The sequence below is a fragment of the Actinoplanes utahensis genome (genome assembly GCF_016862455.1).
GTDB lineage: Bacteria > Actinomycetota > Actinomycetes > Mycobacteriales > Micromonosporaceae > Actinoplanes > Actinoplanes utahensis.
This window is the reverse complement of record NZ_BOMZ01000051.1, coordinates 141,730-162,050: the sequence shown is the minus strand read 5'-3', so window position 1 is coordinate 162,050 and position 20,321 is coordinate 141,730. Positions and strand designations below refer to the sequence as shown.

Below are 20,321 nucleotides of genomic sequence, written 5' to 3'. Positions count from 1 at the left end.
GACAGGAAACGGCGTCCACCTCGTCGAGGTGGACGCCGTTCTCAGGCCGGGAGGCTAACGACCGCCGTCGTCGTCATCCCCGTTGTTGGTGCCGTTGTTGCCCTGGTTCTGGTTCGGGTTCTGGTTCGGGTTCTGGTTCGGGTTGTTGCCCTGGTTCTGGTTCTGGTTGTTGTTCTGGAAGCCGACGCAGTTGGGGTCGCCCGGCGGCGCGATGGAGCAGTACACCTCGTCGAATCCGCCCTGCGGCTGCTCGACGACGACCGGCTTCACACCGTTGCCCTTGTCGTCCCGTCCCGTCTTGACACCCTCCGGGAACTTCGCCACTTCCCAGTTCATCGCTTCAGAAGCGGTCTCGATGAACTCTTCCCAGATCTCCGCGGGAGTGCCGGACCCGTACATGTCCTTGTCGCCGGGTTCCTTGAGCGCGACACGGTTGCCGGAGCCGCCGACCCAGACGGTCGCGGCGAGCTGCGGGATACCGCCGACGAACCAGGTGTCACCGTTGTCGTTTCCGTTCGGCATTTCCCAGGTGCCACTCTTCCCGACCGCCGGACGCCCCTTGATGGGGTTGTCCACCGCCTTGGGAATCTCCTGGAGAACGTCGAGCAGGTTGGCCATCTGGTCCGGATCGAAGACCCGCTTGCCGGCCTTCTTCTCCGACCAGATCACCTTGTTCTCGCCGGTCTTCGGGTCGCGCTGCTGGACCTGCTTGACGAAGTGGGCGTCGTTGCGGACGCCCTGGTTCACGATGGTGGCCACGCCCTGGGCGTGCTCCAGCGGCACGACCCGGTACTGGCCGAAGGCGACCTCGTTGTCGAAGTTCTTGTTCCACTCGTCGGGCTTGGTCGAGTCGAGCGGGATCTTCTTGTAGTCGTCGTTCCACATGGTCTCGACGCCGGCGGCCCGAGCCGCATCGATGACCTTGTCCTGACCGAGCTCATTGGCGATCCAGTAGAAGGGGAAGTTGTACGACTTGATGGTCGCAAAACGCAGGTCACAGTGGGTGACCTTGCCCTCACAGAGCTTGCTGGTCTCCGCGCCGGCGTTGTTGATCTTGCCGCCGCCCGGCTTCTCCTTCGTGCCATCCCAGATGGTCTCGAAGGAGTAGTCCGCCTTCAGCGCCGCCGCCAAGGTGTAGATCTTGAACGTCGAGCCCGGCGACTGACCGCCCTTCGCCTGCACGCCACTGCCATCACCCGACATGTAGCCGCCGTAGTCGGTGCCGGTCGGATCGTCACCGCCGTAGTACCCGAGCACTCCGCCCGTCTTGGGGTCGATGCCGATCACCGCTGCCTGGTAGGTGGCCGGCCGCCCGTTCATCGGCGAGGTCTTGCTCGACCGCATGCCGGCCTTCTCCGCCGCCTTCTGCACCCTCGGGTCGATCGTGGTGGTGATCGTGAACCCGCCCTTGGCGAGTTTGTCCTCGGTGATGCCGAGCTTGTTGAGCTCGTAGGTCACGTGCCGCATGACCATGCCGACCGGCTTGCCGTCGGTACTGACGGTCTTGCTCTTCTTGGGGTCGAGCGGCATCGGGTACTGGCGCTTGTCCCACTGCTCCTGGGTGATCGCACCCATCTCGAGCATGTTCTTGAGGGTGTACTCCCAGCGCTGCTTGGCTTCGGCCAGGGCCTCTTTGTTGCCCGGGTCGTAGCCGGGATGGGTGCTCGTCTTGTACGGCTGCTTGATGATCGAGGCGAGCACAGCGGCCTGGTAGGCGTTGATCTGCTTCTTGCCCTTGACGGTCTTGTCGACAGTGAAGCCGGCGCCGTAGTAGCCCTGCGCCGCCGACTCGACGCCGTACCGCCCTCGGCCGAGGTCGATGAAGTTCAGGTACATGCCGAGGATCTGGTCCTTGCTGTACTCCGACTCCAGCTTCCGCGCGATCACGGCCTCGCGGAGCTTGCGGCTGTAGCTGATGTCCTTCTCGTCAGCCACGTGCCGGGCGTACTGCTGGGTGATCGTCGAGGCGCCCTGCAGCTCGCCACCGGTGAAGTTGTTCCACGCGGCGCGGGCGATGCCCTTCATGTCGATGCCGTTGTGGCTCCGGAAGTTCTTGTCCTCGGCCGCGATGACGGCGTTCTTCATCGCCTCGTTGATCTGGTCGTGCGGCACGCTGATCCGCGCCGACCCGGTCTTCTCCAGCTCCTGGCCGGTCGCGGTGAGGATCACGTTGACCTGGTTCTCGAGCTTCGGCGGCGGCAGCTTGACGTCGTCGAAGAAGTAGGTGCCGCCGACGATCCCGACGCCGAGCATGATGACCAGCACGGCAGCGGCCGCGGTCAGGATGTTCGCGCGCCGGTGCTTCTTGTCCGCCTTGCTGCGGCCCTTCTTGCCGCCGCCACCGGAACCACCGGACCCACCGGATCCGCCGGGACCACCGGGGCCGCCCGGCCCGCCGGGACCGCCCGGGGAGACGGACGCGCGCCCGCCGACCGATGCGGATCCCACCGATGCGGATCCGACCGAGGCACGGCCGCCGACGGGAGCTGCGCCCACCGAGGCACGGCCCGGCGTCGCCGAGCCCACCGCGGCCCGGCCGGGCGTTGCCGAACCCACGGCAGCGGAGCCCACGGACGCCGAGCCCACGGACGCGGAACCGACCGAGGCGCGCGCGGAGGCGCTGCCCACGGCCGCCCGGCCCGGCGTGCCGGAGACCGAGGCGGAGCCGGCCGGCCGTCGGTATGCGTCGGGTCCTGGCTTGGCGCCGTCGACTGGCGCGCCGCCGGGGGTGGAAGCAGCGGAAGGCCCGGGTACCTGTACCCGGGCTCTTGCGGACTGCGGATCGCCGTTCGCGTTCATTCCCTCACACCTACCGTCGCAGGGGCGCGGCCCGGCGGCCCGGAAAAGGCCACCCTGACATCGCGCCTCGATCGGGCGTTGGGGGCTGCGGTCCCGGCAGCCCTGTCAAGTTGTGTCTGCGATGACCGGATTCCGGCCACAAACTCGTACACGTTAGCGAGATCGGTCCGGTTCATCGCCGGGCCTCCCCGTTGTGTGACGCCTTACCTGTCCGGTGGGAGATCGCACCACCGGACGAGACCATAACGTCGGTGTGCAACATCTCGTCGGCGGCGAGGCCGTCACGGCCGAGAACGAACCTCTCGATGAGGTGGTTCCAGGCGCAGGAGCGGCACACCTCGACGACGAAGACCTGGAACTCACGCAGCGTCATCGCGAGCATGGGCAGTTCAGCCAGTTTCCGGGCCTGGCCGGCGGACTGCTTCAGCTCGTCTCCATAGATGAAGTGCACCAGCGTCAGATTGTCACGCCGGCAGACGGGGCACCGTTCGTCGGTGGGCTCGCCGTGGTACGTCGCTGCGTTCTTCAAGTAAGGAGACGCGTCGCAGACTTCCAGCGTGCCGATCCGGCCGTTCCGGACATCACGCAGGACCGCTCGCCTCTGTAGCGAGTAGTCGACGATCTGCCGCTGCGTGCGCATGGCGAAGAGAGTACGCGGTCCCCGCGCCCCCGGCGACAGCCATCACACAGCGTGGCGCAATGACTGCACAGGGACCCCGGAGTTGCAGAGCCGGAGGTCCCGATCTACGGTTGCGATGTATCGAGCCGATACATCGGGACACAGTTCGAGGGAGGGCCATGCTGGAATTGGCGATCCTCGGCCTCCTTCAGGAGGCCCCGATGCACGGGTACGAGCTCCGTAAGGAACTCGCCACCAAACTCGGCACACTCCGCGCCGCGATCAGTTACGGCACCCTTTACCCCACTCTGAAGCGGCTGAAGCTGGCCGGCTGGATCAGTGAGGCAGAGACCAACAACGACATCATTCCCCCGATGACCAGCAAGCGGGGGCGCGTTGTCTACAAGATCACCGCAGAGGGCAAGGAGCACTTCGCCGACCTGCTGACCCAGGCCGGCCCGGAGACGTACGACGACGCCGGCTTCGGGGTGCACTTCACTTTCTTCTCGCGCACCGATCGCGCCACCCGCCTCCGCATCCTGGAGGGCCGGCGGCGCCGCATCGAGGAGCGCCGCGAGGGACTGCGCGAGATCCTGGCCCGGGCCGCCGACCGTCTCGACGCGTACACGCTGGAGCTGCAGCGACACGGGCTGGACGCGTGCGAGCGCGAGGTCCGCTGGCTGGAGGAGCTGATCACCAACGAGCGCTCCGGCCGGACCCCTGCTTTCCGAAATCGCGCCGGTCTCGCCGGCGCACCGAACCCCGCACCCGCCGGTGGACCGCCGGCGCCGGGAGCGGCTTCCCCCGAAACACCGCGTCCCCTCCAGGACCGGCCGTGATGAACAACAAGGAGGCAAACGCGATGGGCTCCGTCCGCGTCGCCATCGTCGGTGTGGGTAACTGCGCCTCGTCCCTCGTGCAGGGCGTGGAGTACTACAAGAACGCCGACCCCAACGACCGCGTTCCGGGTCTCATGCACGTGACCTTCGGCGACTATCACGTCTCGGACGTGAAGTTCGTCGCGGCGTTCGATGTGGACGCCAAGAAGGTCGGCATGGACCTCAGCGAGGCGATCGTCGCCAGCGAGAACAACACCATCAAGCTGACCGACGTGCCGCCGACCGGCGTCACCGTGCAGCGCGGCCCGACCTTCGACGGTCTGGGCACGTACTACCGGGAGATCATCGAGGAGTCGGGCGCCGAGGTCGTCGACGTCGCGCAGGCTCTGCGGGACGCCGAGGTCGACGTCGTCGTGTCGTACCTTCCGGTGGGCTCCGAGGAGGCCGACAAGTTCTACGCCCAGGCCGCGATCGACGCCGGCTGCGCCTTCGTGAACGCGCTGCCCGTCTTCATCGCCTCGGACCCGGAGTGGGCGCAGAAGTTCACCGACGCCGGTCTGCCGATCGTCGGTGACGACATCAAGAGCCAGGTCGGCGCCACCATCGTGCACCGTGCGCTGGCGAAGCTGTTCGAGGACCGTGGTGTCGAGCTGCTGCGTACCTACCAGCTCAACTTCGGCGGCAACATGGACTTCATGAACATGCTGGAGCGCAACCGCCTGGTCTCGAAGAAGATCTCGAAGACGCAGTCGGTCACCAGCCAGATCCCGCACGAGATGATCAAGAGCGACGTGCACATCGGCCCGTCGGACCACGTGCCGTGGCTCGACGACCGCAAGTGGGCGTACATCCGTCTCGAGGGCCGGTCCTTCGGCGACACCCCGCTGAACGCCGAGCTCAAGCTCGAGGTGTGGGACTCCCCGAACTCGGCCGGCGTGATCATCGACGCGGTCCGCGCGGCGAAGATCGCCAAGGACCGCGGCGTCGGTGGCCCGATCCTGTCCGCGTCGTCGTACTTCATGAAGTCCCCGCCGGTGCAGTACAGCGACCACGACGCCCACGAGGCCGTCGAGGCGTTCATCCGCGGTGACGTCGAGCGCTGACCCCGCTGCAACATCCGAATCAGGCCGGACCGCACCCGCGGCCCGGCCTGATTCGTGTCCGCTACAGTGCTCGTTCATGCATGCCGGGCGATACGTACCGATCCTCGTGGCGCTGTCGCTGCTGTCCGCCTGCGCCGAGCCGGGCGCCCGCCCCGACGGCGGGAACGCGGCTTCCCCGATGATCGCGGTCTCCCTGCCGCCCGCGACCGACACACTGCCGTGCACGAAGGCGACGACCGCGCCGGGCCGCTCGGCCACCCCCGCCGACGTCGCCACCCCGCGCAGTGAGGGCGCGCTGCCCCGCCCGTCGAACGAGTACCTCGACGAGGCGTACCGCGAGGAGATGCTGCGCCGCCAGATGGAGGCGAACGACGCCTATCTGAACCGCCGGCCGCTGCCCGAGACCGCTCTTCCGGGCGCGATCCGATGTGCGATCCGGGCGGAGGACGCGTTGCGGCCACTGCATGAGAGGAAGGTGTACGACAAGAGGGCCGTCGAGAAGGCCCTCACCGCGGCCGGTCTGCCCGAGTCGTACGTCCGCGCTCCCGGCAGCCGCGACCGGATGCCACACGACGGCGTGATCATCGGCAACTGGACCGGCCAGGCCTGCATCGTCGGCTATCTGAGCCGTGAGTACGGCGCGCACATCGAGTACGGCAGCACGACCGCCGACGGCGGTTGCCTGCCCGCCGGCGACTGACCCGGGCCGGTCAGCCCCAGGCCCGCTGCAACGCGACCCGGGCCTCCAGCTCCAGCAGGATGCGCTTGCGCTCCAGGCCGCCGCCGAAGCCGACCATCTTGCCGCCCGCGCCGACGACCCGGTGACACGGCACGATCACCGGGATCGGGTTGCGGTTGCACGCCGTCCCCACGGCACGGGCCGCTCCCGGGTCGCCCAGCGCGGTCGCGATCGCCCCGTAGGTGACCATCTCCCCGTACGGGATCCGGGCGATCTCGCCCCAGACCGCCCGCTCGAACGCGGACCCGCCACGCAGCTCGAACGGCACGGCGAAGTCGGTGAGCTCACCGGCGAAGTAGGCACCGAGCTCCACCGCCGCCGGATGGTCGGCGGACGGGCCGTTCTCCGCACCGAATCGCACGCCGACCACGACGTCGCCCACCACCCGCACCCCCAGTGGGCCGATCGGTGTCTGCACCACGAACATGCCGCCCATCCTCCCGCGCCCGACCGGAATGCGAAACGGCCCGGCCGTCCGGCGGGAAGCCGGACGGCCGGGCCGTTTTCCGAATTCGATCAGTTACGGCTGGTCAGCAGTTCCTTGACGGCCGCGACGCGGGCGTCCTGGTCGGCCGGAGCAGCGGCCTTGCCCTTGCCGGGCTCGGCCGAGAGGGCGCCGGAGGTCGGGGTGATCACGATCTCGCAGGTGCTGGTGGCGTTCGCCGCGGTCATCACGAAGCAGACGTCCTCGTAGAGGTGCGCGCCACCGTCGGCCACGTCCAGGGCGGCCGGGTTGCCGACGGGCTCACCGCCGGCGAAGTCCTCGCCGATCAGGTAGTCGTCGCCCTCGTTGCCGGAGAGCCGGTCGTCGCCGCCCTCGCCCCAGAGGTCGTCGTCGCCCGCCTGGCCCCACATCTGGTCGGCGCCGTCGCCGCCCTGGATCTCGTCGTTGCCGTTCTGGCCACCGAGCATGTCGTTGCCGGCGCCACCCAGGACGAGGTCGATGCCGTCCTCACCGGACACGGTGTCGTTACCACCGTTGCCGTCGAGGACGTCGCCGAACCAGCCGAGGTCCACGTCGTAGAACTCGCCGGAACCGCCCCAGATCTTGTCGTTGCCGTTGCCGCCTTCAACGAAGTCGACCTCGGTGCCGCCGGCGATCGAGTCGATGCCCTCGCCACCGTAGATCTCGTCCCAGCCGGCCTCGCCCCAGACGAAGTCGTCGCCGGCCTCCGCCTGGACCGTGTCGTCGCCGGCGCCGCCGTAGACCCGGTCGGCTCCGAGGCCCCCGTAGATGAGGTCGTCGCCCGCGCCACCGTAGAGGGTGTCGTTGGAACCGCCGCCGGACAGCGCGTCGTTACCGTTGCCGGTGCTCAGCACGTCGATGCCGTTGCCGCCGTAGACCACGTCCCGGCCGCTGCCGCCGTACAGCTTGTCGTCGCCGTCGGCGCCGTTCGCCATCAGGTACAGCGAGGTGCGGTTGTAGAGGCTGTCGTTCTTGTCGCCGAGCTGAACGTTGTAGCCCGCGGTCCCGGCCGACGTGGTGCAGGTGACCTTGGTCCGGTCCCCGGAGACGGCCTTGCAGCCGGCGCCCGCCTGGATCGCGACCACGTCGTCCAGGATCGTGGTCCGGCCGGAGACGCTGATGGACAGGGTGTTGGCCTGACCGGCAGCGGCCTGGAAGTAGACGGCGTTGGTCCCGACGACCCGCGCCACGCCGACGCTGGCCGCCTGGGCCGGGGTCGCGAGGAAGCCGGTGGTGCCGATGGCCGCGGCTGCGGCGCCGATGACAGCAAGAGCCCGACGGTTGATCAAGAACATGAGGAATCCCCGAAGATTCAGACCGGCTCGATGCGGACCGGTGAGTCGGGGCTCAGCATAGAACGCTACCGTTTCGACGCGCGTCCCGGTTATGAGTGATCCACGTCACTATCACGAATGCAGATTAAGAGATGTGACCTTGCTCGCGGGCCCACTTGAGAAGCTCCGCCTCGGCCTCGTCACGATCGAGCGGGCCACGGTCGAGCCGCAGCTCCTTGAGGTGACGCCAGGCCTGGCCGACGATCGGGCCAGGCGGCACCCCGAGCAGCTCCATGATCGCGTTGCCGTCCAGGTCGGGCCGGACCTTGGCCAGGTCCTCCTCGGCCGCGATCCGGGCGATCCGCTCCTCCAGCGCGTCGTAATCGGCGGCCAACTGGGAGGCCTTGCGCCGGTTGCGCGTGGTGACGTCGGAACGGGTCAGCTTGTGCAGCCGGGACAGCAGCGGGCCGGCGTCGGTGACATAACGCCGCACCGCGGAATCGGTCCACTCACCCCGGCCGTACCCGTAGAAACGAAGGTGCAGGGCGACCAGCCCGACCACCTCGGAGGTCACGTCCTTGGGGTACTTCATGGCCTTCATCCGCTGCTTGGTGAGCCGCGCCCCGACCACCTCGTGGTGGTGGAAGCTGACCCGCCCGTCGCGGCCGACCGCCTTGGTGGCGGGCTTGCCGATGTCATGCATCAGCGCGGCCATCCGCAGCACGAAGTCCGGGCCCTCGTCACCCTCGAGACGCATCGCGTTGCGGACCACGATCAGCGTGTGCTCGTAGACGTCCTTGTGCTGGGCGTGCTCGTCGATCTCCAGCTTGAGGCCGGAGATCTCCGGCAGGAACCGGTCGGCCAGACCGGTGTCGACCAGCAGGCGCAGACCGGTCAGCGGGTCGGCGGCGCTCATCAGCTTGGTGAACTCGTCCCGGATCCGCTCCGCCGTGATCCGGTCGAGGTCCGGCGCCATGTCCCGCATCGCCGCGACGACCGGCTCGTCCACAGTGAAGCGCAGCTTCGCCGCGAACCGGGCCGCGCGCAGCATCCGCAGTGGATCGTCGCCGAACGAGATCGACGGCGCGGCCGGCGTCCGGATCACCCGGGCGGCCAGGTCGGTGAGGCCGCCGAACGGGTCGGTGAACTCGTGCCCGGGCACCGACACCGCCATCGCGTTGATGGTGAAGTCACGCCGGGACAGGTCGTCGATCAGCGACGTGCCGTAGGAGACCACCGGGTTGCGGGTGACCCCGTCGTAGGACTCCGCCCGATACGTGGTGATCTCGATCCGCAGCCCGTTCTTCTGGATGCCGATCGTGCCGAACTCGCGGCCGGTCTCCCAGATCGCGTCCGCCCAGCCGTTCACCACCGCGAGGGTCTGCTCGGGGTGGGCGTCGGTGCAGAAGTCGAGGTCGTCGCCGAGACTGCCGAGCAGCGCGTCACGGACCGATCCGCCGACCAGGTGCAGCTCATGACCGGCGGCGGTGAACCGGCGGCCGAGCTCATCGGCGACGGGGGACACGCGGAGCAACTCGGCTACCGCTCTCTGCTGGGCGTCGTTCAACACAGACATGGGATGACCAGCCTATCTGGCCGAAGGTCCGCATTCGGGTGGTGGGTAGGGCGGTGGGACGGGGAAGTGACACTCCGCGCCATCGGCGGGCAGGATTACGGGATGCCCGTTTCCGAGGCGCTACGCCGCCTGACCGAGGACCCCGATTTCTGGACCGGCAGGCCGATCCGCACCGGTGACCTTCCCGCCGAGGTGCGCGTCTCGTTCCCGGTGGTCGGCGGATATGCGCTGGTCCTGCGGATCGACCTGCCCTCCGGCGACCGGACGTTCGGGCTCCGGCGGCCCGCCTCCAGCGAGCCGGAGCACCTGGGCTACGCGGAGGCCGGTGGCCCGTACCCGGCCGCCCTCCACTGGTCGGAGCTGGAGTCCTTCGCCCGTGTGATCGCCCTCGCCGACCCCCTGCTGCCGCATCCGGGCCTGGTGGTCGCGCTGCTGTCGCCGTTCGCCCCGGCCGGGGACGCCGACGATCCGGCCGCGGTGGCGGCGGTGCGGGAGGCGGCATACCGATCGCTGCGCCGCGAGGTGCCCGCCACCGTTCCCGCCGGACCGGAGCAGGCTCCGCTTCCGATCTTCGCCGACGAGCGCTGGTGGCCGGCGTCCCCGGGGCCGTCACCGCAGGTCCTGGACGAGGCCGAGGTCGCGATCCTGAGCACCCCGGCGGTCCCTCGTCTCCAGGTCCGCATGGGCGAGCGGTTCCCCCACGAAGACCTTTCCGATCTCGTACGCCGTACGAACACCGTCCTCACCCTCCTCCCCGAGCAGGAGTGGTACGCCGCGACGCGCCCGCTGGCCCGGCGCATCGCCGACTCCGGTGACCTGGCGGGAGTGCCGGCTCTGCTCGGCGCGCTGACCGAGGCCGGCTGCGACCACCCGACGGTGCTGGATGCGCTCAGTGAGCCGCTGGTCCCACTGGAGGCATGCTGGATGGTGGAGACGCTGGCCGGCGCCGAGCCCGGCACCCTCCTACGTCACCACGTGTGAGTTTTGCCTTTATGGTGGCTGCAACATCGGCAGGGCTCTGGAGGCTTTGGTGAACGGCGGCCTGTACCGCAGCACGCACGCGGCACCCGACGGTCAACCACCGCGGCAGGACGGTGTGACCGTCATCTCGGTCGACGGCCCGCCGCAGGAGTCCCCGGCCGAGCCGGGCGGCAGCACCGCCGGCCAGAGCGCGATCATGGCGGTCGGCAGCCTGGTCAGCCGGGTGATCGGCTTCGTCCGTAACGCGCTGATCGGCATGGTCCTCGGCGAGGCGGTCGGTGACGCGTACACCGGCGCCCAGTTCCTGCCCGGCCAGATCTACGAGCTGCTGCTCGGCGGCATCCTCTCCAGCGTGCTGATCCCGCTGCTGGTCCGGCGGCGCAAGGCCGACCCGGACGGCGGGCAGGAGTTCACCCAGCGGCTGCTGTCCTTCGCGGTCGTCATGCTCGGCGTGGCCACCGCCCTGGTGGTCCTGGCCGCACCGCTGATCACCGCGATCCAGACGAGCAGCGACACCACCAGCCCGGCCTTCCGCGACCTGGTCACCGCTTTCGCGTACCTGATCCTGCCGATCATCTTCTTCACCGGCCTGTCCGCGCTGATCGCCGCGGTGCTCAACGTCCGCGGCCACTTCGCCGCGCCGATGTGGGCGCCGATCCTCAACAACGTCGTGGTCATCGCGGTGTGCGGGGTGTTCCTGCTGGTCTTCGGCACCGACAAGGAACTGACACCGGAGAACATCACGGCCGGCGAGATCGCCCTGATCGGCTTGGGCACCCTGCTCGGCATGGTGGTCCAGGCGCTGGGTCTGCTGCCGGCGCTGCGCAAGGTCGGTTTCCGCTGGGCCTGGCGGTGGAACCCGCGAGCGCTCGGGCTGGGTGAGATCGGCAGCCTGGCCGGCTGGATGCTCTGCTATGTGGGCGCCAACCAGATCGCGGTGTTCGCCCTGGTCCGGGCCCTGAACGGGTCGGAGGGCGAGGACAACCCGGGCGCTCTGGCGTTCAACAACGTCTTCCTGCTGATGATGATGGCGCACGGCATCATCGGCGTCTCGGTGATGACCGCGCTGCTGCCGAAGATGAGCGCGGCCGCCGCCGACGGCCGGCTCCACGAGGTGAGCGAGGACCTGACCCGCGGCATCAAGCTGGTATCCGCGGCCCTCGCGCCGATCGTGGTGGTCTACGCCGTGCTGAGCGGCCCGATCGCGGTCTTCCTCTTCCAGGGCGGCCGGATCACCAACTCCGACGCGCTGGCCATGGGCACGGTGCTGACCGTGGCCGCCTTCGCGGTGCTGCCGCTGTCGATCAGCTTCCTCTGCACCAACGCCTTCTACGCGCTCCAGGGCAACAAGACCGCCGCCCTGATCAACCTGCCGGTGGTGGCGATCCGGATCACCGGCTACTTCGTGCTCGCCGCGATCCTGAACGAGTCGCTGATCGCGGCCGGCATGACCGCCGCCAACGGCATCTCCTACCTGGTGTCCGCGTTGATCTCGCTGGCGGTGCTGCGCCGCCGGATCGGCCGGCTCAACCTCGGCTCGGTCGTCACCGCGCTGCTCAAGGTGGCGGTCGCCGCCGGAGTGGCCGCCGGCCTCGCCTACCTGGTGGTCCGCCTGCTGCCGGGTTCCGGCGCGCCGGACGGCCGGGTCGAGGCGATCCTGCAGCTGGCCGTCGGCGGCGCCGTGATCATGGTTGCCTACCTGGGCACGGCCCTGCTGCTGCGCGTCCAGGAGGTCAGCCAGGTGGTCGGGATGGTGCGCCGGAAGATCGGCCGCTGATCCCGGGCACCCGCCTGAACAGGTAAGTCCTGAACCGTCCCGCACCTGTTCGCCCGTTTCGCGGAGTTCTGGGACGATGCCGCGCCGGGGGGACGACCTGCCGGTCAGGTGCCCGGTGCGGGTATGGTCGGTGTCGGCATGTGCACGGGAGACTTCTCCCCTGCGCCGAGAGGGGCCGGCATCCCGCGATGCGGCACCAGCTATGCACCACCGAGGGAGGACTGGTGACCCAGGTCGGCGAAGGCCACGAGACCGCGGCCGACGAGGCCGGACCGGTCATGACCTTCGGTGCCCCCACCGCCGGTGAGGTCCTGGCCGAGCGCTACCAGCTGGAAGAGCACGTCAACAATGACAGTGCCGGCCGGCAGGTGTGGCGCGGCATCGACGTGATCCTGCGGCGCGCGGTCGCCGTCGTGCTCCGGCACCCCGGCGGCGACTCGGCGACCGAGATGCTCCAGGCCGCGGTCGCCGCGAGCCGGGTGATCCACCCCAACCTGGCCGGTGTCTACGACGCGATCGACGAGCAGCAGCGGGCCTACGTGGTTCGTGAGTGGGTCGACGGTGAGTCCCTGCGTGAGCTGGTCGTGGCCGACGGGCCGCTCGACCCGGCCCGGGCGATCGCCATCGCGCACTCGGTCGCCGACGCGCTGACCGCCGTGCACGCCACCGGCATGATCCACGGCAACGTGCATCCCGGCAGCGTTCTGATCGCCGACGACGGCCGGGTGGTCCTGGCCGACGCGCGCGCCGACGCGGCCGACAGCGTCGAGTCCGACGTCCGCGCGGTCGGCGGCATCCTCTACTTCGCGCTCACCGGTCACTGGCCGCACAGCGAGGTCGGCGGGCACACGCTGCCCGACGCCAACCGGGACAGCACCGGCAACGTGACCGCCCCACGGCAGGTCCGGGCCGGCATCCCGGCCTACCTCGACGACCTGACCATGGACCTGCTCGACCTGCGGGTCGCCGCGCCCGCGTCGGACGCGCTGACCGCCGAGCTCGGCCGGCTCGACGCCGCCGCCGAGGACGACGAGGAGTTCGAGGACGTCGGCCCGCTGCGTTTCGTGCAGAGCAGCGCCGCCCAGTCCGGCGAGCAGGCCAAGAGCGCTCCGAAGATCCTGCTCGGCGTCGGCGCGCTGATCGTCATCGCGATCGTCGGCCTGATCTTCGGCATCCGCGCGATCAACAACACCGGCAACACCGACGACCCGGGCTCCCAAACCGGCAACACCGCCGCCGGCGACACCGGTCAGGACGGCTCGGCGGACAATCCGCCCGCTCCGGCCGCCGAGCCGAAGAAGATCAAGCTCACCGCCGACATGGTCCGCATCGTCGACGCGCCGGGTGGCACCCGCGACTTCGACAAGGACGACGCCGCGCTCACCGTCGACGGCAAGATGGATACCGCCTGGGAGCTGTCCTACTACAAGGGCTCACCGAGATTCGGGAAGCTCAAGGACGGCATGGGCATCCTGATCAACCTGGGCCAGCCACGTGCCCTCTCCGATGTGCGCGTCACGACGTCCCTGGGGGGCGTGGGGATGGAGCTGCGCACCGGCACCAGCGACCCGGGTGACAGCGCCGAGGGTGACAAGAAGCTGCTCCAGCAGTTCCAGAAGGTCGGCGACCAGGACTCCGCCCCGAACAAGAACGCCGGGTCGACCCAGCTCCTGTCCTTCGTTCCCGACCAGAAATACCAGTACGTGCTGGTCTTCATCACCGAGCTGCCGCGCAACACGGACACCCCCGGCTTCCAGGCCGACGTGAACGAGATCGAGCTGTACGGATACTGATCCGTTCCGGCCGGTCCCAGTGCACTAGATTGCTGACGTGACTTCGCGGGACGGACCACCCGGCGCTGCGCCGAGCGACGCCGAGTTGATCCGCGCCCATGTCGAGGGCGACCCCGACGCGTTCGCCGAGCTGGTCCGCCGGCACCGCGACCGGCTGTGGGCGGTCGCCCTGCGGACCGTCGGCGATCGCGAGGAGGCCGCCGACGCCGTTCAGGACGCGCTGCTCAACGCGCACCGCAACGCGGCCCGGTTCCGCGGCGAGGCGGCGGTCACGACCTGGCTGCACCGGATCGTGGTGAACGCCTGCCTGGACCGTCTGCGCCGCCGTCAGGCCCACCCCACGGTGCCGCTGCCGGACGGCACACGCGACGACGACCGCCGCACCGGCCCGGAACCGGCCGCCCCGGCCCCCGACCCGGACACGGTGCTCGTGGTGCGGGACGCGCTGGCCGCCCTGCCGGTCGATCAGCGGGCCGCGATCGTGCTGGTGGACGTGCAGGGCTACGGGGTGGCCGAGGCCGCCGTGATGCTCGGCGTGGCGGAGGGCACGGTGAAGAGCCGGTGCGCCCGCGGCCGGGCCCGGATGGCGACGACCCTGGGATATCTGCGGGGGAACCGCGGCGACGGCAAGACCGTCCCATCCCGGTCGGAGGCGGCAGGACCACTGCCGACCGGTTCTGAGCGGAGGGAGCCGCGGTGACGGGCGCCGAGTTCGAGGGGGTCGACATCGACCTGCTCGCCGACTTCGTCGGTGGCGCTCTGGACGGCACCCCCGACGAGGAGCGGGTGGCTGCCCTGGTGGCCGGGGATCCGTCGTGGCGGGCGGCGTTCGAGGCGTTCGCGCCGGCGATGGCGGCCGCGTCCGCGGCCCTGCGAGACCTGGAGCCCGAGCCGATGCCCGCCGACCTGGCGGCCCGGCTGGACGGGCTGTTCCGCAGTCCCGCGGCGGGCGCCGGCGGCACGACCGGGGACGTGCCGGGGGAGGCGGCTGACGAGAGCAGCGCTTCCCCCGTACCGGCGAAGGTCGTTGATCTGGGAAGGGCCCGGCGTGCGCGGCGGTGGGCCGCGCCGCTCACCGTGGCAGCCGCATCGCTGGCGGTCGCCGGTTTCGGGCTCAACGGGCTGCTGACCGACTCGGCGGACAACCGGCCGGCCGCCGGCCAGGCGGACACCGCCGCCGCACCGTTGGCCGCGGCCCCGCCGATCGGCGAGATCCTGCACAGCGGCACCGATTACTCCGACACGACGCTGACCGAGCAGAGGTCGACCGCGTTCAGTGGCGACGAGGGCGTGGAGTCCAACGCGAGCTCGGCGGCGAAAGCCGATCCGCTGGGCCGGCTGGCCGACCCGACGGCGCTGGCCGTCTGCCTGGACGCGATCGCCCAGGAGAACGCCGGCGGTCCGATCACCGTGGAGTTCGTGGATTACGCCCGGTTCGAGGGGCGCCCGGCGCTGGTCGTGCGGTTCAGCGCCACCAACGGCGGTTGGGTGTGGGCGGCCGGACCGGAGTGCGGCACGCCCGCGTCGGACCCGGACACCGTCCGGAAACTCCCGGTACGCTGACCGCACCGCCGCGTGAGGTCCAACACCAGCGCGTGCGTGGGAATGGCGCATGCCTAGCATGACGTTCTAGCGTGCAGTGTCGCCGACCTATTGGTGCGACAAAAACAGACTGAGGAGTCGGCAGTGGACGAGGTCCGCAATCTGATCATCATCGGTTCCGGACCGTCGGGCTACACCGCGGCGTTGTACGCGGCCCGCGCCAACCTGAAACCGCTGGTCATCGAGGGTGTGCAGTCCGGCGGCGCCTTGATGACCACCACCGAGGTGGAGAACTTCCCGGGCCACCGGGACGGCATCATGGGTCCCGAGCTGATGGACAACATGCGGGCCCAGGCGGAGAAATTCGGCGCCGAGTTCCTGACCGACGACGTCACCCGGGTCGAGCTGACCGACAAGCCGACCGAGGCCGGCACCGAGGGCCTCAAGACCGTCTGGGTGGGTGACCAGCAGTTCTTCGCCCGCGCCGTGATCCTGGCGACCGGTTCCGCGTGGCGCCCGATCGGCGTGCCCGGCGAGCAGGAGCTGCTCGGCCACGGCGTCTCGTCGTGTGCCACCTGTGACGGGTTCTTCTTCCGCGGCCAGCACATCGTGGTCGTCGGCGGCGGCGACTCGGCGATGGAGGAGGCGACCTTCCTCACCCGGTTCGCCGAGACCGTGACGATCGTGCACCGCCGCGACAGCTTCCGGGCCAGCAAGGTCATGCAGAAGCGGGCCCTCGACAACGAGAAGATCAAGGTCGAGTGGAACACCGTCGTCGAGGAGATCCTCGGCTCTGACGGCAAGGTCGTCGGCGCCCGCCTCAAGAACGTGCAGACCGGCGAGAGCAAGGTCCTCGACGTGACCGGCGTCTTCGTGGCGATCGGCCACGACCCGCGCAGCGAGCTGTTCAAGGGCCAGATCGAGCTGGACGACGAGGGCTATGTGAAGGTGCAGTCGCCCAGCACCCGCACCAACGTCCCCGGCGTGTTCGCCGCCGGTGACCTGGTCGACCACACGTACCGGCAGGCCATCACGGCTTCCGGCACCGGCTGTGCCGCGGCGCTGGACGCCGAGCGCTTCATCGCTTCATTCGTAGAGCTGTAAGACCCGGGAGGTCCTTGTGGGAGCAACCAAGGTGGTCACCGACGCCACCTTCGCCAATGACGTGCTGCAGTCCGACAAGCCGGTACTGGTGGATTTCTGGGCCGAGTGGTGCGTGCCCTGCAAGAAGGTCGACCCGCTGCTGGCCGAGATCGCCAGCTCTGAGCTGGGCGAGCAGGTTCAGATCGTCAAGCTCAACATCGACGAGAACCCGCAGACCGTTCTCAACTACCAGGTGATGTCGGCTCCTACCTTGACTCTCTTCAAGAACGGCGAGCCCTTCAACTCGGTGGTCGGCGCCAAGCCGAAGAGCTTCCTGGTCAAGTTCATCGAATCGGCGCTCTGACCTGTCGCTGGTGTACGCCCCGCGCCCGTTCTGGGCCGCGGGGCGTACTCTCCTGAAGGTCGTCCTTTCTCGCCCCTAGGGAGTAGTGAGTGCGGTCCATCCGACGCGGAGACACCGGCGTGGCCGTTTCCGAGATCAGGTCGATCCTGGTCGGCCTGGAGCTGCTCGCCGAGACCGATCCCGATGTCTTCGACGATGCTCTGGAGGACGCGGTCCGCGCCTTCCAGCAGAGCCGCGGGCTCGGCATCGACGGCATGGTCGGCGATGAGACGTGGGGCGCGCTGGACGCGGCCCGCTGGCGGCTGGGTTCGCGGACGCTCTTCCATTCGGTGCCCGACGCCCTGGTCGGGGAGGACGTCCGGACGCTGCAGGAGCGGCTCCTGGAGATGGGGTTCGACACCGGTCGCACCGACAGCATCTACGGCGCCCGCACCGCCCGCGCGGTCGCCCAGTTCCAGCGCGAGGTCGGGCTCGTCCCGGACGGCTCCTGCGGCCCGCAGACCATGAAGGCGCTGCGCCGCCTGGGCCGCAAGGTCGTCGGCGGCCGCCCGCAGTGGCTGCGTGAGGCCGAGGCGTTCCGCCAGTCCGGCCCCAACCTGGTCGGCAAGACCATCGTCATCGACCCCGGCCACGGCGGCGGTGACGACACCGGTGTGGTGGTGCCCGACGGCCCGCTGCGGTGGAACGAAGCGGATCTCGTCTTCGACCTGGCGTCCCGCCTGGAGGGCCGGCTCTCCGCCGCCGGGATGCGGGTGCATCTCACCCGTGGCCCGTCGCCGGCCGCCCCGATGAGCGGGTCCGAGCGGGCCGCCCTGGCCAACAGCCTCGGCGCCGACCTGCTGATCTCGTTGCACCTGGACGGGCACTCGTCCGGTTCCGCCGAGGGCGTGGCGACCTACCACTACGGCACGGGGAACGGGCTGAGCTCCACGGTCGGCGAGCGGCTGGCCAACCTGGTGCAGCGGGAGATCGTGGTGCGCACCGGGATGCACGACTGCCGGACCCACGCGAAGACCTGGGACCTGCTGCGCCTCACCCGGATGCCGACGGTCCGCGTGGACCTCGGTTACCTGACGTCGCCGGTGGACCGGGAGCGGCTGATCGACCCGATGTTCCGTGAGCAGATCGTCGAGGCGATCCTGGCGGCGGTGCAGCGGATGTACTTCCCCGTCGAACGCGACGTGCCGACCGGCTCGATCGACGTGCGCCAGTTGCGTATGGCGCTGGCCGAAAAGGGTTAGAAGAGCCTAGTTCTCCGCTGACCTGGTGGCGGTGACCGGGCGGACCGGGCGCAACAGGGTCTCCGGGCTCATCGAGCCGAGCAGTTTCTCCAACGCGTACTCGACGTCGGACTTCCAGGACAGGGCCGTCCGCAACTCCAGCCGCAACCGCGGATAACGGGGGTGCGGGCGGACCGTCTTGAAGCCCACCGAGAGGAAGAAGTCGACCGGCGCGACACAGCCCGAGGTCTCGTCGGTGTCGTCCGGCTTGGCGTCGCCGAAGGCCTCCACCGCCTTCACACCGCGCTTGGTGAGGTCCCGGGCCACCCCCTGCACCAACATCCGGCCCAGGCCGCCGCCGGCGAAAGCGGGCACCACCTTGGCCATGGTCAGCAACGCGGCGTCAGCGCTCACCGGCGACGTCGGGAACGCCATCGAACGCGGCACGTAGGCGGGCGGCGCGTACATCACGAAGCCGGCCGGCATCCCGTCGACGTAGGCGAGCTTGCCGCACGAACCCCACTCCAGCAGGGTCTGCGACACCCACGCCTCTTTTTCGAGACCGGGATCACCTGTCGCACAGGCCCGCTCCGCGGAGACCGGATCAAGCTCCCAGTAAACGCACTGCCGGCACGGCCGGGGAAGGTCCTCGAGAGTGTCGAGGGTCAGGTTGACCAGGCGTCGGGACATGGCGGACCCCTTGCAGCTCGCTCACGGGAAAGGACCGGACGCCGCCGCGCCCCCGCCGAATCCTACGTCCCAATCACCATGAACGGGAGCAGGTCGGGCGGGACTACCATCGTTGCAACCGCTTCGAGGAAGGTGATCCGGATGACCGGTACAACCCAGGACGATTACACCGATCGGTACGCGCGAAGGGTGCGCGGGATGACCACATCGGAGATCCGCGCTCTCTTCGCCGTCGCCAGCCGTCCCGAGGTCGTCTCCCTCGCCGGCGGTTCGCCGTACATCGCCGCGCTCCCGCTCGACGCCGTCGGTGAGATGCTCGGCGACCTCGCCGCGCGCCAGGGCGCCACCAGCCTGCAGTACGGCATCGGTCAGGGCACCATCGAACTGCGCGAACGCATCTGTGAAGTGATGACCCTCTCCGGCATCAACAACGCCTCCCCCGACGACGTGGTGGTCACCGTCGGCGGCCAGCAGGCTCTCGACCTGCTCGCCAGGCTGTTCCTGGACCCGGGCGACGTGGTGCTCGCCGAGGGGCCGACCTACGTCGGCGCACTCGGCGTCTTCCAGGCCGCCCAGGCACAGGTCCGGCACGTGGCGATGGACGACGACGGTCTGATCCCGGCAGCACTCGAGGAGGCCATCGCGGCCACCGCCCGGGAGGGTCGCCAGGCCAAGTTCCTCTACACCATCCCGACCTTCCAGAACCCCGCCGGCGTCACCCTGTCGGAGGAGCGGCGCGAGCAGGTCCTCGACATCTGTGAGCGGGCCGGGCTGCTGGTCGTCGAGGACGACCCGTACGGGATGCTGTCCTTCGAAGGCGACGCCCCCCTGCCGCTGCGGGCCCGCCGCAAGGAAGGCGTCTTCTACTGCTCGACCTTCTCCAAGACCTTCGCGCCCGGCCTGCGGGTCGGCTGGATCCTCGCGCCGCACGCCGTGCGCGAGAAACTGGTCATGATGAGCGAGGCCAACGTGCTCTGCCCGAGCGCGTTCGCCCAGGGCGCCGTCACGCAGTACCTGACGACCATGCCGTGGCGTGAGCAGATCAAGGTCTACCGGGAGATCTACCGCGAGCGCCGGGACGCCCTGCTCGGCGCGCTGCACGACCTGATGCCGGCCGGCACCACCTGGACCCGTCCGTCCGGCGGCCTGTTCGTGTGGACCACCCTGCCGGACGGCCTCGACTCCAAGGCGATGATGCCCCGCGCCATCGCCGCGCGCGTCGCCTACGTGCCCGGCACCGGCTTCTACGCCGACGGCACGGGACGCGGCAACATGCGGCTCAACTTCAGCTTCTCCGCACCCGACCGGCTGCGCGAAGGCGTACGCCGCCTCTCCGGAGTCATGGAACAGGAACTCGCCATGCGTGCCGTCTTCGGCGGCGCCGGCCTGCAGCCGGGCCATCAGCGTCGTCGTGGCCCGGCCGCCGCGGACGCTCCCGGTCCCGACTTGGCATGAT

At 69.5% G+C, this 20,321-nt stretch carries 18 protein-coding genes; 12 read left to right on the top strand and 6 right to left on the bottom strand.

The window, feature by feature from the left end; genetic code table 11:
• Positions 1 to 54: 54 nt before the first annotated feature.
• Positions 55 to 2,448, bottom strand: a complete 2,394-nt coding sequence (locus Aut01nite_RS20005) for a transglycosylase domain-containing protein (RefSeq protein WP_052164261.1) — start codon at positions 2,446 to 2,448, stop codon at positions 55 to 57.
• Positions 2,449 to 2,971: 523 nt separating this feature from the next.
• On the bottom strand, positions 2,972 to 3,439 hold the full coding sequence (locus Aut01nite_RS20000; RefSeq protein WP_043529644.1) for a DUF5318 domain-containing protein: 468 nt from the start codon (positions 3,437 to 3,439) through the stop codon (positions 2,972 to 2,974).
• 158 nt (positions 3,440 to 3,597) lie between these two features.
• Between Aut01nite_RS20000 and Aut01nite_RS19995 the strand changes: the two genes are divergently transcribed.
• The 3 genes from Aut01nite_RS19995 (at position 3,598) to Aut01nite_RS19985 (ending at position 6,060) form a co-directional block, all read left to right on the top strand.
• Complete coding sequence (locus Aut01nite_RS19995) at positions 3,598 to 4,257, top strand: PadR family transcriptional regulator (RefSeq protein ID WP_043529647.1); 660 nt, start codon at positions 3,598 to 3,600, stop codon at positions 4,255 to 4,257.
• A 23-nt stretch (positions 4,258 to 4,280) separates the two neighbouring features.
• The gene (locus tag Aut01nite_RS19990) at positions 4,281 to 5,360 is read left to right on the top strand and encodes an inositol-3-phosphate synthase (RefSeq protein WP_043529691.1); all 1,080 of its coding nucleotides are present in this window, start codon (positions 4,281 to 4,283) and stop codon (positions 5,358 to 5,360) included.
• A gap of 76 nt (positions 5,361 to 5,436) precedes the next feature.
• On the top strand, positions 5,437 to 6,060 hold the full coding sequence (locus Aut01nite_RS19985) for a hypothetical protein (RefSeq protein ID WP_152628956.1): 624 nt from the start codon (positions 5,437 to 5,439) through the stop codon (positions 6,058 to 6,060).
• Between the two features lie 10 nt (positions 6,061 to 6,070).
• Here the strand turns inward: Aut01nite_RS19985 and Aut01nite_RS19980 are convergent, their stop codons facing one another.
• The 3 genes from Aut01nite_RS19980 to Aut01nite_RS19970 form a co-directional block, all read right to left on the bottom strand.
• A complete protein-coding gene (locus Aut01nite_RS19980; protein ID WP_043529651.1) occupies positions 6,071 to 6,526 on the bottom strand; it encodes a methylated-DNA--[protein]-cysteine S-methyltransferase in 456 nt (151 codons plus the stop codon).
• 89 nt (positions 6,527 to 6,615) lie between these two features.
• The gene (locus Aut01nite_RS19975) at positions 6,616 to 7,860 is read right to left on the bottom strand and encodes a calcium-binding protein (RefSeq protein ID WP_052164262.1); all 1,245 of its coding nucleotides are present in this window, start codon (positions 7,858 to 7,860) and stop codon (positions 6,616 to 6,618) included.
• Positions 7,861 to 7,984: 124 nt separating this feature from the next.
• The gene (locus Aut01nite_RS19970) at positions 7,985 to 9,415 is read right to left on the bottom strand and encodes a CCA tRNA nucleotidyltransferase (RefSeq protein ID WP_043529653.1); all 1,431 of its coding nucleotides are present in this window, start codon (positions 9,413 to 9,415) and stop codon (positions 7,985 to 7,987) included.
• Between the two features lie 102 nt (positions 9,416 to 9,517).
• Here Aut01nite_RS19970 and Aut01nite_RS19965 point away from each other — a divergent pair, with 102 nt between their 5' ends.
• From Aut01nite_RS19965 to Aut01nite_RS19930, 8 genes are all read left to right on the top strand, one after another.
• On the top strand, positions 9,518 to 10,396 hold the full coding sequence (locus Aut01nite_RS19965) for a hypothetical protein (RefSeq protein WP_043529655.1): 879 nt from the start codon (positions 9,518 to 9,520) through the stop codon (positions 10,394 to 10,396).
• A 49-nt stretch (positions 10,397 to 10,445) separates the two neighbouring features.
• On the top strand, positions 10,446 to 12,173 hold the full coding sequence (gene murJ / locus Aut01nite_RS19960; RefSeq protein ID WP_043529657.1) for a murein biosynthesis integral membrane protein MurJ: 1,728 nt from the start codon (positions 10,446 to 10,448) through the stop codon (positions 12,171 to 12,173).
• A gap of 188 nt (positions 12,174 to 12,361) precedes the next feature.
• Positions 12,362 to 13,966, top strand: coding sequence for a protein kinase family protein (locus tag Aut01nite_RS19955; protein WP_173476722.1), 1,605 nt, complete (start codon positions 12,362 to 12,364; stop codon positions 13,964 to 13,966).
• A 37-nt stretch (positions 13,967 to 14,003) separates the two neighbouring features.
• Positions 14,004 to 14,666, top strand: coding sequence for an RNA polymerase sigma factor SigM (gene sigM / locus Aut01nite_RS19950; RefSeq protein WP_236643005.1), 663 nt, complete (start codon positions 14,004 to 14,006; stop codon positions 14,664 to 14,666).
• Entirely contained in the window at positions 14,663 to 15,529 is an 867-nt protein-coding gene (locus Aut01nite_RS19945) for an RsmA family anti-sigma factor (RefSeq protein ID WP_043529664.1), read from the top strand. Before sigM ends, Aut01nite_RS19945 begins: the two co-directional genes overlap by 4 nt.
• Positions 15,530 to 15,652: 123 nt before the next feature.
• Positions 15,653 to 16,612, top strand: coding sequence for a thioredoxin-disulfide reductase (gene trxB / locus Aut01nite_RS19940; RefSeq protein WP_043529665.1), 960 nt, complete (start codon positions 15,653 to 15,655; stop codon positions 16,610 to 16,612).
• Between the two features lie 16 nt (positions 16,613 to 16,628).
• The gene (gene trxA / locus Aut01nite_RS19935) at positions 16,629 to 16,955 is read left to right on the top strand and encodes a thioredoxin (RefSeq protein WP_043529667.1); all 327 of its coding nucleotides are present in this window, start codon (positions 16,629 to 16,631) and stop codon (positions 16,953 to 16,955) included.
• Positions 16,956 to 17,044: 89 nt separating this feature from the next.
• Positions 17,045 to 18,196, top strand: coding sequence for an N-acetylmuramoyl-L-alanine amidase (locus tag Aut01nite_RS19930; RefSeq protein ID WP_043529669.1), 1,152 nt, complete (start codon positions 17,045 to 17,047; stop codon positions 18,194 to 18,196).
• 6 nt (positions 18,197 to 18,202) lie between these two features.
• On the opposite strand, the gene Aut01nite_RS19925 is transcribed toward Aut01nite_RS19930, so the two are convergent.
• Positions 18,203 to 18,865: a GNAT family N-acetyltransferase gene (locus Aut01nite_RS19925; RefSeq protein WP_043529671.1), complete on the bottom strand. Its 663-nt coding sequence runs from the start codon at positions 18,863 to 18,865 to the stop codon at positions 18,203 to 18,205.
• A gap of 141 nt (positions 18,866 to 19,006) precedes the next feature.
• Between Aut01nite_RS19925 and Aut01nite_RS19920 the strand changes: the two genes are divergently transcribed.
• Entirely contained in the window at positions 19,007 to 20,320 is a 1,314-nt protein-coding gene (locus Aut01nite_RS19920; protein WP_043529672.1) for an aminotransferase-like domain-containing protein, read from the top strand.
• Position 20,321: the final 1 nt, after the last annotated feature.

Coding starts and splice junctions, on each gene's coding strand:
- Aut01nite_RS19965 (WP_043529655.1), top strand. CDS start 9,518: ATGCCCGTTTCCGAGGCGCTACGCCGCCTGACCGAGGACCCCGATTTC.
- Aut01nite_RS19955 (WP_173476722.1), top strand. CDS start 12,362: ATGCGGCACCAGCTATGCACCACCGAGGGAGGACTGGTGACCCAGGTC.
- Aut01nite_RS19995 (WP_043529647.1), top strand. CDS start 3,598: ATGCTGGAATTGGCGATCCTCGGCCTCCTTCAGGAGGCCCCGATGCAC.
- Aut01nite_RS19970 (WP_043529653.1), bottom strand. CDS start 9,415: ATGTCTGTGTTGAACGACGCCCAGCAGAGAGCGGTAGCCGAGTTGCTC.
- Aut01nite_RS19920 (WP_043529672.1), top strand. CDS start 19,007: ATGACCGGTACAACCCAGGACGATTACACCGATCGGTACGCGCGAAGG.
- Aut01nite_RS19980 (WP_043529651.1), bottom strand. CDS start 6,526: ATGTTCGTGGTGCAGACACCGATCGGCCCACTGGGGGTGCGGGTGGTG.
- Aut01nite_RS19925 (WP_043529671.1), bottom strand. CDS start 18,865: ATGTCCCGACGCCTGGTCAACCTGACCCTCGACACTCTCGAGGACCTT.
- Aut01nite_RS20000 (WP_043529644.1), bottom strand. CDS start 3,439: ATGCGCACGCAGCGGCAGATCGTCGACTACTCGCTACAGAGGCGAGCG.
- Aut01nite_RS19985 (WP_152628956.1), top strand. CDS start 5,437: ATGCATGCCGGGCGATACGTACCGATCCTCGTGGCGCTGTCGCTGCTG.
- Aut01nite_RS19990 (WP_043529691.1), top strand. CDS start 4,281: ATGGGCTCCGTCCGCGTCGCCATCGTCGGTGTGGGTAACTGCGCCTCG.
- Aut01nite_RS19975 (WP_052164262.1), bottom strand. CDS start 7,860: ATGTTCTTGATCAACCGTCGGGCTCTTGCTGTCATCGGCGCCGCAGCC.